This is a genomic window from Bacillus cereus group sp. BfR-BA-01441 (assembly GCF_022663075.1).
Lineage (GTDB): Bacteria > Bacillota > Bacilli > Bacillales > Bacillaceae_G > Bacillus_A > Bacillus_A cereus.
On the sequence record NZ_JAKUEU010000016.1, the window covers coordinates 1 to 16622 of the forward strand.

Below are 16622 nucleotides of genomic sequence, written 5' to 3' on the forward strand. Positions count from 1 at the left end.
AGAAAAACCTAATTTACCAGAACAAGGACAAGGTTCTTCTAATAATCAACAACTCCCAGCTACAGGACACAATACGAATTACGTTCCATTCATCGGTTTTATGCTTCTGTTACTAGGAATACGTTTAAGATTTATGGCTAAAAATAGCTAACAGATGTATAAAAGGCATCAGAGATATATAATCTCTGATGCCTTTTAAGTGAATACAGATAAAATAAAAATATCTATATGGAATGATAAATATGTTAAGCTTCAATTACGCTAAGCATTCTGTTTATAAATGCAGCTGCGTGAGCACGTTGTGATGGTCCTTTTGGTACGAATTGATTCAATTCATTACCTTTTACAATTCCATATCCATACACTCTTTGTACTTCTTCTTTAGCGTAAATTAAGTTTTGGTCTACGAATGGTAGTTCAACTTGTTTTGCAAAAATACCAGCGTGTTTTAGAGAACGATCGATCATAATAACAGCTTCTTCGCGTGTAATTGTAGTATTTGGGTCAAATGTATTATCACCACGTCCGCGGATTATGCCTGCGCTTGCTGCACGATTAATACCGTCTCGTAACGATGGGTGTACTTGTTCTAAGTCTGTGAAATTAGCATTTCCACTTGGTAATTGTAAAGCACGAGTAATTAATGTAGCAAATTCAGCACGCGTTACAAGACGTTCTGGGAAGTACTTGCCGTTTCCTTCTCCTTGCATAATGCCTCTAGCTGCTAATTGACGAATGTCTTGTTCATACCAGCCACCTGTAATGTCATCAGTTACTGGATTTTTTTGATTTTCTTTATAGTATGTTTCAGTTCCTTTTAAGAAAGCATCCCATTGTCCGCGTTGAATCATAAACGCAGGGCAGTTTTTTCCTGACCAAAATTGGTGTTTTTGGACCTTATCTAGAGAAATATTTAAGTCGTTCATTAAATAAGCTGCCAATTTACGGGCATTTTCTACCGCTTTTTCATAGTTTCCATCTTGATTAACGGCAATTTCAATTCCGATAGATTCATAGTTTCCAGTTTTATTTCCAGCATGCCATCCAACTTCATTTACCGGAAGATGTTGATAAATTTCTTTATCATCTACTGTGAAATGCCAAGATGCGGCGCGATCAGCTGTTCCGCGTGCTTGATTATCTAAGAATTTTGCATGATTTAGAGCATTGGCACCTTTCGCTGTATTAGCCGTTTCGTGAATCGTAATATATTTAGGCACCATCGGGTAGCCAGGTCGAATATCGTCATTTCCTTTTGGGACAATCATTTCTTTAAATGTAACGCCATAAATATTGTTTGTTTGTAGAGCTTCTGGCGATCTCAATAAACTGTTTTTAGCAGTACGACTGTTTTTTAATAATGAAGCTTTTGTACCTTCAAATGTAGCAGAAGGTGCATAAATCCATTTTGCTGTTTCGTTTATTTGGACTTTAAACCAATTTCCAGCTTGTTCAGTAGGAGTAATGACTTGTGGCTCTAGTTTCCCTTCTTCTTTAAACGATTGGAACGGAAGTGCATGTATGGAAGCTTCTTCTTTTACGATTAATTTTTGGTTAGATAGTTTATGAATCTCTTGAACTTCTAAGCTATTATCATTGTTATCTATCCATCCAGCGCCAGTTGGCGTCGTTATGTAGTAAGCATTTCCTTTTTTCTTTGTCGCCGTTACGACTTGTTCTGTAATCTCGATATTCGATTTGTTTTTTAAATCATTCGCGGTATATAATGAATGTTTTTTTGAAGTGTATAGTAGGAATTGGCCAGTAACCTCGATATCTTCTTCATGAGTACTATGCTCATTAACATGCTCCTTAATACTTTTAAAAACTTGATCCTCCGTATATACTTCGGCGGATTTTTCAGCACTCTCTGCAAATGAATAAGTAGGTGCAAGAACAGTTTGTAATGCAAGAGAGAGAGTTAATACACTATAAAATTTCTTTTTCATATTTGTTTTTAACACATTAGATTGTGGAATCTAGTGTTAACAGTCCTCCTTTTCATATTGTATTTTCACTATGTATCGATTTTAACACTAATAAATTTTAACAAGAGAAAATCATGATGTCTATATACATGAGCAATATTCATAAAAAGAATTATTTGAAAAAATGTAAGAGAAACAGGTAAAACCTTCTGTATTGACCTGCAAACGCCCTTCAAGTAAACTAAAGAGAGTTTGCAAATGAAAAGGTGATAATGTTGTTAATTTCAATTAAAACGTTACAAGATGATCGTTTTTTACGTCCGCTACAAAATATTGGCGGCTTATTTTTTGAAGAGAGTACGATTGGATTTGAACAAGAGGAAGCAAATCTTATCGTTGATATACACATTGAAGAGAATGTGAAAGCATCTGCTCGTTTAACAGATGTTGCGACTGGAAATGTGTATGAAGAAACATTCGCAAAAGATTTATCTGCTTTTACAGATGAAAAAGAGCGTATGAAGCAAGTGAAACACGTTGTTTCTTATGTATATCTTTCTGTTCTTCAGCAGTTAACTGGTATTGAACAAAGCTGGGGTATTTTAACGGGAGTACGTCCGACGAAACTTCTTCACAAAATGCTTCAAAATGGTATGTCAAAAGAAGAAGCGCATCAAGAACTTCGTGAAAGTTATTTAATTCATGAAGAGAAAATTGAACTTCTTCAGCGCATTGTTGATTGCCAATTAGCAGTTGTTCCGGATTTATACCGTTTGAAAGAAGAAGTAAGTATTTATATCGGTATTCCGTTCTGCCCAACGAAATGTGCATATTGTACATTCCCGGCTTATGCAATTAATGGACGCCAAGGATCTGTTGATTCGTTCTTAGGTGGTTTACATTATGAAGTTCGTGAAATTGGTAAGTTTTTAAAAGAAAAAGGTGTAAAAGTTACGACGATTTATTACGGCGGCGGTACACCTACAAGTATTACAGCAGAAGAGATGGATATGCTGTATGAAGAAATGTATGAAGCGTTCCCAGATGTGAAAAATGTGCGTGAAGTAACAGTTGAGGCAGGTCGCCCAGATACAATTACGCCAGCAAAGCTAGAAGTGTTAAATAAATGGAATATTGACCGTATTAGTATTAATCCGCAGTCATACCATCAAGAGACACTAAAAGCAATTGGACGTCATCATACTGTAGAAGAAACAATTGAGAAATACCATTTAGCTCGTGAAATGGGAATGAACAATATTAATATGGACTTAATTATTGGTCTTCCTGGTGAAGGGTTAGATATCTTCAAGCATACGTTAGATGAAACAGAAAAATTAATGCCAGAATCATTAACAGTTCATACGTTATCATTTAAACGTGCTTCTGAAATGACGCAAAACAAACGTAAATATAAAGTAGCAGGTCGCGAAGAAATTACAGCGATGATGCATGAAGCAGAAGAGTGGACGCAAAAGCATAATTACGTACCATATTACCTATATCGTCAAAAGAATATTTTAGGTAACTTAGAGAACGTTGGTTATGCAATGCCGACGCAAGAAAGTATTTACAACATTGTCATTATGGAAGAAGTACAATCAATTATCGGACTTGGTTGTGGTGCATCAAGTAAATTTGTTCACCCGAAGACGGGAGCAATTACGCACTTTGCGAATCCGAAAGATCCAAAATCATATAATGATGGCTTTGTGAAATATACAGAAGATAAACTGAAAATTTTAGAAGAGCTATTTGCATAAGAAGAAAGAGGTTGTTCCGAGTCGGAACAACCTCTTTTTTATCCTGCAGTAACGGACGGTCCGATTATATCTTATCAGTTTTTGTCGGTAAGTCGATATATTCGAAAAATCGCTGATATAAATTGAGTTGTGGTTGATATATTTCAAGTTACGGTCGATATATCTGGAAAATCGCCGATATAATTTCATTTACCGTTTAGCGGTACCGTATGTAAAACTATGTCGATAATAATCAGAAAAATTAGTCAAATCATTAGAGGACAATGTCTACTTATGGACGAAATGATAGATTTATGAAAGAGAAAAGGGGGAAATTGTTGGCATGTATATGACGATAGGGAGAATTTTTGATTTATCAGTTGGTAAGTATCCAAATAAAGAGGCGTTAGTGGAACCTGAAAAAAATATTCGCTGGACGTATAAACAGTGGGATGAACAAATAAATAAAACAGCGCACGCTCTATTAGAAGAAGGGGTAAGAAAGGGAGATACGGTATCTGTTTACTTATATAATTGCCATGAATTTGTAAACGTTTACTTAGCCTGTGCGAAAATTGGAGCGATCTTTAACCCGATTAATTTCCGCTTAAAAGCAAAAGAAGTATCTTATATTCTTCAGGACGCATCCTCGAAAGTCGTTGTCTTTGAAAAAGCAGTTGAGTCAACTGTTGCTATAATTGAAAGAGATTTTCCAAATACATCTTTTTGGTCTATAGAAAACGATAAACCTTCCTATGCAAGTTCCTACCATGAAAAAGTGAATGAAGCATCTTCTGAGAAAGTAAATATCGAAATTGATGAAATGGATTATTGTTCAATGCTTTATACGAGCGGTACGACAGGTCATCCGAAAGGCGTATTACATCGTCATCGCGAAATGACTGAGCATAGTATGATTTGTACGTATTTCCTTAAATATAATAGAGATAGTGTTGGGCTTGTCGTTGCGCCTTTATATCACTGTGGTGAATTAAATGCTGGAATCATACCACGCATTCAAGTTGGCGGAAAGAATGTTATTTTGCATCATTTTGATACAGAAACAGTATTACATACGATTCAAGAAGAAAAGATTACGACGTTCTTTGCAGCGCCGACGATGTGGAATATGTTGTTGCAAAAAGATTTAGCTCAGTATGATTTAACGTCAATGAAAATCGGTATATATGGCGGAGCAGCAATGGCACCGGCGTTAGTGAAGGAATGTAAAGAACGTCTTTATATTGATCTTGTTCAAATATACGGAATGACAGAAATGGGGCCAGTTGTTGCATTTCTCGTAGAGGAGGATCAAATTACGAAAGCTGGTTCAGCAGGCACGCCATGTTTTAGCCATGAAGTTCGTATTGTGAAACCGAACGAGGATGCACCGGCAGAACCAGATGATGTATTACCTCCTTATGAAGTGGGAGAAATTATTTTACGCGGCCCAACTATGATGGCTGGCTATCATAATCGTGAAGAAGCGAATAAAAAATCGATGTATAAAGGATGGTATCATTCTGGTGATCTAGGCTATTTTGATAAAGACGGTTATTTATTCGTTGCTGATCGTGTTGATGATATGGTAATTAGCGGTGGCGTAAATATTTATCCTCGTGAAATTGAAGATTTCCTTCATAGTCATCCAGGTATATTAGATGTGGCGGTACTTGGCGAGCCAGATGAATTATGGGGAGAGCGTGTTGTGGCAGTTATTGTGAAGAAAGATGAAACAATAACAGAAGCTGATTTAGAAACGTATTGCAAAGAAAGTGATGAACTAGCAGATTATAAACGTCCGCGTCATTATTTATTTGTAGATGAACTCCCTCGTAATGCGAGCGGGAAGTTGCAGAAGTTTGTACTGAGGGAGTCGTTGAAAGGTGCGAAAAAATAGAAAATGAAGGATGCCCCATATCTATGGGGTATCCTTCATTTTTCTGTATTAAACAGAAGAAACAATATCTTTGTTAATTCTCATTTTTTCTTGGTGAAGGTTAATTAGCGAATTTGAAATAAGGTGGAAACACAAAGTGGATGTAATACAAAAAGAAAAGACACCCTAAGGTGCCTTTCTCCGACTTGAACCATTTCATTTCATACGAATCGGAATCTATCCGTATTACCATTACCCCTTTGTTATGAGTGTAAACACACACTATAAAGCAGAATCGTCTATATACACTAGATTGTTAGTTCACAAAAGACAAGAGATTTGAGATCAATATCGAAGTGACGCCACATCCCCTATAATAATTGATATGTTACGCCTTTTAAAAGAATCTGCTTTATAGAACGTGCCCACAAGTTATATTTTACTACATGTAATATTCATTCAGTGTATTTTTTGATGAATATGTATAATTACATAAACTGTATGAAAAAAAGAGAGTATACTCTGATGTTGTGTAATAAAGATAAAGCCCGCCTATGGAATAGGGGGCTTTTCTTACTTTTTATAAATATTTATTCCAATTATATTATCAGATGAGTCTAAACGAATATAAACGTCAGCTGATAAAAGGTGTGCATTATATATTCGTTGTTTATATGTTGATATCTCGAAGCGTTTTCCATTTAATTCACATTCTAGAATAATCATATCGCCATGTTCTTTCCAAGTTATTAATTTAGCAGTTGTATTCATATAAACCTCCTCTGAATCATTTTATGAAAATTAATAGAGATAGTGTGAGAAAGGAGTTTATATAACAAAAAAAGACACCTTAAGTGTCTTCTTTGATTACTATAAAAGTCGTTGAATAAAATAGGTTTCTATTTTTATTTGCGTGAAAAGCCTTCTTCATCAAGGTATTCCGCAGCTTCTGGATAAGAGTTGAATGTACCGTCTAAGTTTACACCAGCGTACACGTTCCACATGTCATCCTCTGAAATAAGAGTAAGAATATGACCATCTTCGTTCTGCCATTCTTCTTCTTTCGCAGGTTCTACAGGTGCTACTACTTCTTCTTGTGATAGAAGGTCAATTGATTTCTCAATTACTGAACGTAACTCCTCTGCTGAAAACTCACGGATGTTAACCATGCCTTTATCATCTGTTTTATAACCTTTAATACCGCTTGCATATACAAATCCATTTCCATTTGGGTGTAAATGAAATACAACGTTCTTTTTATCTAAACGACTTTCTTCAAAGTGGAAGTTTACACGTTTTAATGATACGTTCTTTCTTTCTAGTTCTGGGAAAGATTCAATAATCGATAATTTTTCTTCAAAAGTTAGCATAGTGCCTCCAAGTATATAGTAAAAGATTTAATTTGTTCATTATAGCATAGTTGCAATTGTTTCCAAAGATAAGGGGAAAACTTTTCGTTGAATACGTTTACGTCACGAGAATGTAAAAAGTGAGCTAACGAATGTATCTTTTTAGGTGTACAATGGAACATGGACTTTATACAAAGGTGGTTTTTTTATGTTTCAAAAAATAGCAAAGGAATGTTTAGCAGGATTTACTGTTGCAATTGTTGCGTTACCACTTGCGATTGCATTTGGTATTGCCGCGACAGGAACGTCTGAGGGAGCGCTTGTTGGATTGTATGGTGCGATTTTTGCAGGTTTATTCGCAGCGTTATTTGGCGGGACACCTGGGCAAGTAACAGGGCCAACTGGACCAATTACCGTTATTGCAACAGGAGTTATTGCGACGCACGGGTTAGAGGCAAGTTTTATTGCCTTTATGATGGCAGGGTTATTTCAAATTTTATTCGGTGTATGTAAGCTCGGTTCTTACGTTCGATATATTCCGTATCCTGTCGTTTCGGGATTTATGAATGGTATTGCATTAATCATTATTTTAGGCGAAATAAAGCACGTACAAAATAGTTTTTTACTTGTTGTGTTAACGATTATTGTAATGATTGTTTCTGGTAAATGGATTAAGGCGATTCCGTCTAGTTTAGTAGCACTAGTCGGTGTGACAGCTTTGCTTCCTTTATTTTCTTCCTTACTCGAAGGACTTACAGTAAAGTTACCGATTATCGGAAATCTTTCACTAAATAAAGTAATTGAAAAGATTGGAACCATTCCAGAAGCGATGCCTACGCTTCATATTCCATCTTTAAGTGGAACAGGAATAGCAGCACTTATTTTGCCAGCGCTTAGTATTGCTTTATTAGGATCGATTGACTCGTTGTTAACATCGGTCGTAATGGATAATGTGACAGGTACACGTCATAAAAGTAATAAAGAACTGGTCGGACAAGGTATCGGTAATATGATGAGCGGATTGTTTGGCGGATTAGCAGGTGCAGGTGCGACTGTAAGGTCTATCGTGAATATAAGAAGTGGCGGTAAAACGGCACTTTCGGCATGTATGCATAGTGTTATCTTATTTATTTTTATTATGGGTCTTGGTTCGGTCGTACAATATATTCCACTTGCTGTATTATCAGGTATTTTAATTTTAACTGGTATTGGAATGTTCGATTGGGGAAGCATGAAAAAGATGCATGTCGCTCCTAAAGGTGATGCCGTTGTTATGCTCGTAACGATGATTGTAACGGTGAAGTTCGATTTAATGATTGCTGTTGCATTCGGTATTATTCTTTCGTTCATCATATATATGGTGAAATGTAAAGAACGCAAAACTTCTATCGTAAAAGAAAAAGAAGAAACGTACACAATTCAAGGACCGCTCTCTTTCCTATCAGTAGATCGTATTTTCTCTACTTTACAAGATGTGAAGTCACCGGTTGTTTTACGTATGAAAGATGTGCGTTATATGGATGTATCAGGAGCTATGGCATTATTAAATTTTGTTGAGCAATCAAATAAAGTAGGAGCAAGTGTAAAGCTTGAGCAAGTACATCCGAGTATTGAAAAAACAATCGCAGTAATGGCAAGCAATGAACAGAAAGAGCAATTGAAAATTTTAAGTGTTTAGATGGTAATTAGAATATCTCACAATCTTACATAAATTATAATGTAGAGTTGTGGGATATTTTTATAATGTTTTTAGTAATATGTATCGCAGTGATAGAGAGGAAGGGCTCTTTTGAGTAATAGAAACGGTTATAGTGTGTACATATATAATGGAAGGAATTAGAAAAAATATTGTGAAGAGACAGGCTTAAATGGGTTCTCTTTTCTATTTTGAAAAAAAAACCAAGTATTCAACCTATAATAAATTTGTTATGATAACCAATGGGATAAAGTGAATTCCTATCGTTTAAAACAATATGTTTGAGAGTATATGTATAAAAGAAAAGAGAAAAAATATGAATAAAACATTTGTAAAAGGAGCAGCAATTTTAACCATTACAACTTTTTTGTCGAAATTGCTGGGTAGTTTTTTTCAAATTCCATTACAAAATATTGCAGGAGATGAAGTGCTCGGTATTTTCCGCCTTGTTTTTCCTGTATATATGATTGCTCTTACATTATCGGTAGCCGGAGTTCCACTTGCAATTTCGAAACTAATTGCAGAGTTGAACGAAAAAAATAAGCAAAAGGAAATTGCGAAATTATTTAAATCAGCGTCAATTATTGGGATAGCATTTGGCGTTTTCGGCTGTTTAGTCATTGTATTATTTTCTATTGAAATTGCAAATATGCTTGGTGGACAAGAAACTAGAATGCCGTTGCTTATTACTTCATTAGCGTTACTCATTGCGCCATACATGGCGGTGTATAGAGGGTATTTTCAAGGTTTCGGTGATATGAAACCAACAGGGGTATCACAGGTCATTGAGCAATTTGTACGTGTGTTTTTTATGTTAATAATTGCTTACATACTAGTATCATGGGATAAGAGTAATACTGTTATTACTAGTGGTGCGATGGTTGGCTCTTTTCTTGGAGTCATTAGTTCGCTTATATATTTGCGTATAAAATATAATAGAAGTCCATACTACAATAAAAGCAATTCCTATTCGCTCCGAGATTTAAGAGAAAACGGCAAAAAGATATTGCGGGTATCGATCCCAATCGCTATTGGAGCTTTATCAATGCCACTTTTAAATTTAGTAGACTCGCTTACAATACCGCATGTATTACAAGGATCATCAACAGAAATTCAAGAACAATTTGGAATATACAGTCGCGGTTTTGCATTCACGCAAATAATTGTTATTTTTGCAAGCGCAATTGTATTTCCGTTAATACCACTCTTAACTTCCGCATTGGCCAAAAGAGATATAAATTTGGCGAAAATAACAATTCAAAATACAAATCGACTAGCGCATGTTTTGACAGCACCGTTAACAATATGGTTGATGGCATTAACAGTACCGTTAAATGTCGGATTGTTCACAGATGTAAAAGGCAGTAGTATGTTAACAGTTATGATTGGCAGTTCGTATTTTACTGCGGTTATGGTATTATCAATAGGTGTTTTACAGGGCATTAACCGTTCTGCACAAGCTGCATGGATTGTTATTGGTGCGAGTTGTGTGAAAGTCGTGTTAAACATAATGTTCGTGCAGAAGTTTGGCATAGATGGAGCGGCGTATAGTACATTCATTACTTACGTATTGGTTTGTATTGTAAATCATTTGTATATTCGAAGCTATATTGCCTATTCTATTCATTTAAAAAGCTTTTTTGGTGTGCTAGCAATAGCATGTATTTTGGGACTAGGATTGTATGAACTATGTAATGTGATAAATATTACATCTTCAAGAATTATGACGTTATTATTCAGTGGTATAGCATTAAGTATTACAACCATTTTGTATGGTGTATGTGCTTTGAAATTAAAATGGATATCAATAAACAAAATACCATTTTTGAAAAGATAAATATAGAAATTTAATTTTTTATTATAATTCATATGAACTGATAAAGAGGAAACTATGTAGGGTATCAAGTGTTTAGGTAAGGAATGGGTACTAGTTTATGTTAGATGAAATAAACGGTTACCTAGTTTTGGAGGAGATTTAGGGTGCGTTTAGTCTTATCAGGATATTATGGTTTTTATAATGTTGGAGACGAGGCGATTCTACAATCAATTATTGAATCGTTAAGTAAAGAGAACCCGGATATAGAACTAGTAGTACTATCAAATGATTCTAAATATACAAAGGAAATGTATGGTGTAGAATCGGTAGATCGCTGGGATATAAAAGCTGTTTATCATGCAATCAAAAACAGTGATGGAGTTATTAGCGGTGGCGGGAGCCTTCTTCAAGATCAGACAAGTACGAAGAGTATTCTATATTATACGGGTATTATGGGACTCGCTCGATTATTAAAAAAGCCGTATTATATTTATTCACAAGGAATAGGTCCAATTACAAAAGGATATAATCGTCTATTAGTAAAATGGAACTTGTCAAAAGCTTCCTATGTATCAGTTCGAGATGAGGATTCGTTTTTATATTTAAAAGAACTTGGCATAAAAAACGATATTGAAATTGTTCCAGACCCTGTTTTAACATGGAAACGGACAAAACAATCGGATTGGTTGCAAAAGCATTCGATACATGGAAAAGTAATTGCGGTTAGTGTGCGTTATTGGAATGCAAAAGAAGATTATATAAAAAAATTAGCTGCGGCATTAAAAAAATTAAAGCAAGAAGGATACCAAATTCTATTTGTTCCAATGCATGAGCCATTTGATCAAAAAGCTTCGCGTGAAGTAGTAGACTTAATGGGAGAAGAGACGTATATGCTTCCATATAAAATGGATATCGACGAGAAAATATTCATTTTATCACAATGTTCATTACTAATTGGTATGCGTCTTCATGCACTAGTTTTTTCTGCTGTAGCCAAAACTCCAATGGTCGGGATTTCATACGATCCGAAAATTGATTCGTTTTTAAGTCAAGTGAATCAGCCAGTTATAGGAAGTGTGGATGGCGAATGGAGTGCTGAATATTTATATGAGATTGCGAAAAAGCAATTAATGCAACAAGGAACTGTGCAGCAAGAGTTACAATTGACAATAGATGAGCTTCGGTTGCAAGGCAAACAGGCAACAAAGAAACTCATTGATCATATGGAAAAAGGCACTTTATTAAAAAAGTAAAGTGCCTTTTATTTTGTTTTGAATGTAATGAAAATTCTAATTAAAAAACGTTTTATTTTAATTCCTATTTATTATGCTAAAATGATTGTGATTATTATATAATCAAATTTGTGATAATAAATTCGTAGATTACGAGGAGGATAACCTTGAAGACTTTTTCAAAAGGTATAACAGCAGTGGCATTAACGGGATCATTACTTTTAACTCCTATTTCAAGTTATGCGGCAAATGATGATATTACAGGACATATGTTTGAGACGCATATGCGCTCACTTATTACTAAAGGAGTTTTAATGGGGTATGGAGACAATGTATATGCGCCTGATAAATTAGTAACAAGAGCAGAGTTTGCTACATTCATAGCAAGGGCTTTAAATTTACCGAAAGCTGATTCGAATTTCGAGGATGTGCCGAAGACTTACGGTTTATATGATGGTGTAAGTAGAGCATATGGAGCGAAAATTATTAATGGTCGTACGAACGAGACGTTCTCACCAAATGATGTGATTACACGTGAAGAAATGTCGATCATGGTAAAGCGAGCGTTAGACTATAAAAATATTAAAGTAGCTGTAAGTCCGCTTACCTTTACTGATAAAGATAGTATTAACTATAAAGAGCATGTGCAAGTTATGGTGGCTACTCAAATTATTAAAGGGTATCCAGAAGATAATACATTTAGACCACATTTATCAGCTACAAGAGGGATGGCTTCAGCTATGTTGGATCGCATGCTTCAGACGATTGAAAAAAACGGAAATACCAATCCTGTAGAAACTAAGAAATATGTTGTGACAAATGTAAGAGAAAACGGAACAGAGCAAGAAGTAGAGCGCTATAATACGTATAAAGAAGCGGTTACGGCTGCTCAAAATAAAGGTATGAATGCGGTAAAATATGAGAACGAATTTTTATGGATTAAAGATGGTTTTGCAAGTGCGAAAAGAATAACTGGGCAAAACATCATTAATATTTATGATGAGAATTTAGCAACAGTATATACGTATATTCAGTATGGAACAGAATTGAAAGTGTTAGAAGTTGGCGAAGATCGTGTGAAAGTTCAACTTTCTGGTTTGACAGGTTATGTGAAGAAGAATGAAATCACTTTAATTCCTACAAATGAAATGAAACAGTCTTCTTATTATGTGAAAACAGATGGATATTTATACCATAAATATTATACATATAATACAAGTTCACCTGGATATACAGAATTTAGATATGGTGTGGCACCTTCTTTCATGAAGCAAGGACAGCAAATGTATAGTGTAGATGGAAAGACATTCGGAGACGAAACTTTCTATCAATATTTCAATTATTTATCACTACGTTCGAAAACAGATTATACAGCTGAACAACTAGATAGTTATGTGAAATCGATTAAGCCAGACTCTCCATTAATTGGTTTAGGAAAGAAATTTAAAGAAGTAGAAAGCAAGTATAATGTAAATGCATTATTCTTATATTCATTAGCAATTCATGAAAGTTATTATGGAACAAGCGCTCTTGCAAAAGACAAAAATAATTTATTTGGTTTAAAAGCAACAGACGATAGTCCATATGGTAACGGAGAAGCATTCAATTCAAAAGAAGATTGTATTGAACATGCAGCAAAATTATACATGAATGAAGGATATTTAAATCCAGGACATTGGCGTTATACAGCAACATATACAGGTGATAAAGCTGCTGGTTTAAATGCGAAATATGCATCTGATGCGAACTGGGGTAAAAAAGTAGCGGGGCATATGAACCGTTTTGATTCTTATTTAGGTAAAAAAGAATACAACAAGTACAAACTTGCACGTGTGATGAATAACGTGGAAGTGAAAAAGAATCCTAGTATATCAAATGAGCGACTGTATCGTTTAAATACAAATGTAGTTGTCACAGTTACTGGTGAAGAAATAATAAATGGAAAAGCGTGGGTTAAAGTTATTTCAGATAATCCTACTGTAACAGAAGCGTATATTGCAAAAGAAAGCTTAGAGTACGTAAAACATTAATTAAATAAAAAAGAAGGTGCTACTAATATTTCGTAGCACCTTCTTTTTATCCCTCTATTTGCCGGGCAGTAATCCCCCACCTCAAAATTCAGTGGAAGCAAGGAAGTTAGGTGGGGGATGAACTGCCCGTAAAAGCCCGATTGGTTCAACTAATAATCAGTGGGGGATGAACAAAATCCCCACTGATTAAAGTTTCACTTTATTCAATTTCAAAATCAACAATGATATAGGCGAGTATAACAACGAAGAAAATGCTAACGGCTGGCGCTGTTAATACGTGGCCAGACATAAAGCCAATGCCAAGTGATAGAATGAGTGTGCTCGCTAATAGCATATACTTTACGGTCATGATTTTCTTAAAGTTTGTGATCATGCGGATGAATAATTTAATACCAAAGTATAGAAGTGGTATTAAGTAAATAAGGAAACCGACAATGCCAAATGCGAAAAATAGGTCATGGAAGTCCATTTCAATTAATTTAATTTTATCTGTGTAGTTACCAGCGTAACCCATTCCGAATAGTTTTTGTGAAAGCGGTGCGTCTTTATAGTACTGTTTGTATGTTTTTAAGAATTTGTCGCGATCGCTGTAAATTAAACTTTTTACTTCAGAATCTGTAAGTTCACCTTTTGCATGTTTTTTTGCATCTTCTGGATCTTCTTTAATTACTTTTCCTTCTTTTCGATCTTTTTCTTCTTGTACTGATTTTTTGTATTCGTATATTTGCATGTGAATGCCCATATTTTTTGCGATAGGAGTATGCGGTGTAAGAACAATTAAACCTCCTAGTATAACAGCGGCAACAACGGTATTTACAATATGTGTGAATCCTTTTCCTTCTTTTTTACGATTTATCATGTACTCAATGAATGAGAAGAAAAGTGCTACGCCTAATGTAATAACAATTGCGCCATATCCGACTTTCGTTCCGACCATAATACTTGCATACATCGCAAGTATTGTTGGAATCCAGTAATATATTTTCGAGAAAGAAGTTGTTTTATGAATCGAATATAAGACAATGATTGGGAACATAATGGCGAAAAGAGAACTTAAATCATTTCCAGCGAAGAACCAACCTCTTGAACCGATTTTTGAATGAGGATAGCTTGGGAAATCCGTTCCAGTTTGCATTGCGACAATCATTGTGATGCTTAAAATTAAAGTTGCATATAAGAAATATGTAATGATTTTATGAAATACATACTCTTTATTTTTTAGCTCTTTAAAGGCGATAATATATCCAAACAGTAGCACAATTGGATATATGCTCTTTAAAATGAATTTAACTTCTTCTCCAAATGAAACTGGAGATTTAACCATCATATTATTTACAAGACCGATTGCGAGTGCGATTCCGAGTAAACATAAATAGAGGATGTACTTTTTCGCATCTTGTTGTTTGTGATGAAGAAGTAGGTATCCTAATGCAAGAAGCATAAAGGCGAAACGGACTACAACTCCAACTGTTGCGCTCATGTGTAGTATATAGATTGAAAAAGATGTTAATAAATCTAAAATTGGTTGAAACACAATGAATAGCAATAGGAAATGTGGGAAGTAGTTATCCGTTTGTTTCAACTTATTAACCATATGTTCCTCCAGTTCTTCATTCCTTTATTACAACACCCAAAAGATGGGTATAAAGCCTTTTTTACATAGTAAGGCGAATGAATTTCAATATTTGTTTTTTTATCCCGCATTAACGGGCAGTAAGATCCCGCCTCAAAATACAATACAGCGGAAGCAAAGAAGTTAGGTGGGGATGAACTGCCCGTAAAAGCCCGATTGGTGAGGACTAATAATCAGTGGGGGATGAACACCCCCCACTGATTAAAGTCTCACTTTATCAAACTTAAGAATACACCATTTCATTGTAATGGTAAATAGATGAAAAGCATGGATAAACCGACTTTAATTTCTATATTTTTCAACGGAATTGTATGTTTTATACGGTATATGTACAAATTGCGAGATTATTAGACAGAAAATTGAGAAAAAAGAAGGATTTTTCAGTGGTTTTCTATAATTATATAAGTATAATCTTTATGGAGAAAAGAGGGGTATATATAATGGAAATAACAAGTAAAACAGAATCTGTCGTTGTGAAATATGAAGGCCACGTTGCAACGGTTATGGTCAACCGCCCAGAGGTGTTAAATGCGTTAGATGAGCCAACCTTAAAAGAGTTATTACAAAAGTTGAAAGAAGTAGCGGAAAGTTCTGCGCATATCGTTGTGTTATGCGGGAACGGCCGTGGTTTTTCTGCGGGTGGGGATATTAAATCGATGCTTTCAAGTAATGATGAAAGTAAGTTTGATGGTATTATGAATACCATTTCTGAAGTTGTCGTGACATTATATACGATGCCAAAGCTTGTTATTAGTGCAATTCATGGACCAACTGCAGGTCTTGGATTAAGTATTGCGTTAACAGCTGATTATGTAATGGCGGATATATCATCTGTTATTGCAATGAACTTTATTGGAATCGCTTTAATTCCAGATGGAGGCGGTCATTTCTTCCTTCAAAAGCGTGTCGGTGAAAATATGACGAAGCAAATTATTTGGGAAGGTAAGAAATTATCAGCGACAGAAGCGCTGGATATCGGCTTAATTGATGAAGTAATCGGCGAAGATTTCCAAACGGCTGTGAAGCAGAAGATTAATGAATGGTCACAAAAACCGATTAAAGCAATGATTCAAACGAAGCAAATTTTGTGTGAAGTAAATCGCTCTAATTTAGAGCAAACATTGCAATTAGAAAAGCGTGGTCAATATGCAATGAGACAAACAGCGGATCATAAAGAAGGTATTGCTGCGTTTTTAGAGAAACGTTTACCAGCATTTAAAGGGGAATAAAGTTTGTCCATTCCTCACTGATTATTAGCTCGTTAATTCGGGATAAAGGGGAGAAAGTGCTAACACATTTTAGTATAATTGTGTTAGC

The 16622-nt window shown here is 35.1% G+C and carries 12 protein-coding genes; 8 read left to right on the forward strand and 4 right to left on the reverse strand.

Annotated features, from left to right (window positions below):
• The coding region (locus MR107_RS09275; protein ID WP_242292320.1) for an LPXTG cell wall anchor domain-containing protein at positions 1-151 on the forward strand (151 nt) is incomplete at its 5' end.
• Between the two features lie 94 nt (positions 152-245).
• Here MR107_RS09275 and MR107_RS09280 read toward each other — a convergent pair.
• Positions 246-1949, reverse strand: coding sequence for an S-layer homology domain-containing protein (locus MR107_RS09280; RefSeq protein WP_033666542.1), 1704 nt, complete (start codon positions 1947-1949; stop codon positions 246-248).
• A gap of 251 nt (positions 1950-2200) precedes the next feature.
• Between MR107_RS09280 and MR107_RS09285 the strand changes: the two genes are divergently transcribed.
• Both MR107_RS09285 and MR107_RS09290 read left to right on the forward strand, forming a co-directional pair.
• Positions 2201-3691 (forward strand): coproporphyrinogen III oxidase, encoded by a 1491-nt coding sequence (locus MR107_RS09285; protein ID WP_002025370.1) that lies wholly within the window; start codon positions 2201-2203, stop codon positions 3689-3691.
• A 322-nt stretch (positions 3692-4013) separates the two neighbouring features.
• Positions 4014-5570 carry a fatty acid--CoA ligase gene (locus MR107_RS09290; protein ID WP_000281993.1) on the forward strand — a complete coding sequence of 519 codons (1557 nt, stop codon included), beginning with the start codon at positions 4014-4016 and terminating at the stop codon, positions 5568-5570.
• 552 nt (positions 5571-6122) lie between these two features.
• Here MR107_RS09290 and MR107_RS09295 read toward each other — a convergent pair.
• The gene (locus MR107_RS09295) at positions 6123-6320 is read right to left on the reverse strand and encodes a hypothetical protein (protein WP_001098262.1); all 198 of its coding nucleotides are present in this window, start codon (positions 6318-6320) and stop codon (positions 6123-6125) included.
• A gap of 134 nt (positions 6321-6454) precedes the next feature.
• A complete protein-coding gene (locus tag MR107_RS09300) occupies positions 6455-6919 on the reverse strand; it encodes a hypothetical protein (protein ID WP_000954998.1) in 465 nt (154 codons plus the stop codon).
• 187 nt (positions 6920-7106) lie between these two features.
• Here MR107_RS09300 and MR107_RS09305 point away from each other — a divergent pair, with 187 nt between their 5' ends.
• From MR107_RS09305 to MR107_RS09320, 4 genes are all read left to right on the forward strand, one after another.
• A complete protein-coding gene (locus MR107_RS09305) occupies positions 7107-8576 on the forward strand; it encodes a SulP family inorganic anion transporter (protein WP_242292286.1) in 1470 nt (489 codons plus the stop codon).
• Between the two features lie 334 nt (positions 8577-8910).
• Entirely contained in the window at positions 8911-10431 is a 1521-nt protein-coding gene (locus MR107_RS09310) for a putative polysaccharide biosynthesis protein (RefSeq protein ID WP_001044001.1), read from the forward strand.
• A gap of 143 nt (positions 10432-10574) precedes the next feature.
• Complete coding sequence (csaB, locus tag MR107_RS09315; RefSeq protein ID WP_001241591.1) at positions 10575-11663, forward strand: polysaccharide pyruvyl transferase CsaB; 1089 nt, start codon at positions 10575-10577, stop codon at positions 11661-11663.
• Between the two features lie 146 nt (positions 11664-11809).
• A complete protein-coding gene (locus tag MR107_RS09320; protein WP_226368407.1) occupies positions 11810-13672 on the forward strand; it encodes an S-layer homology domain-containing protein in 1863 nt (620 codons plus the stop codon).
• Positions 13673-13871: 199 nt separating this feature from the next.
• Here MR107_RS09320 and MR107_RS09325 read toward each other — a convergent pair whose 3' ends face one another.
• Positions 13872-15266, reverse strand: a complete 1395-nt coding sequence (locus MR107_RS09325; protein ID WP_163093106.1) for an O-antigen ligase family protein — start codon at positions 15264-15266, stop codon at positions 13872-13874.
• Positions 15267-15721: 455 nt separating this feature from the next.
• Here MR107_RS09325 and MR107_RS09330 point away from each other — a divergent pair, with 455 nt between their 5' ends.
• Entirely contained in the window at positions 15722-16534 is an 813-nt protein-coding gene (locus MR107_RS09330) for an enoyl-CoA hydratase (RefSeq protein WP_001999174.1), read from the forward strand.
• Positions 16535-16622: the final 88 nt, after the last annotated feature.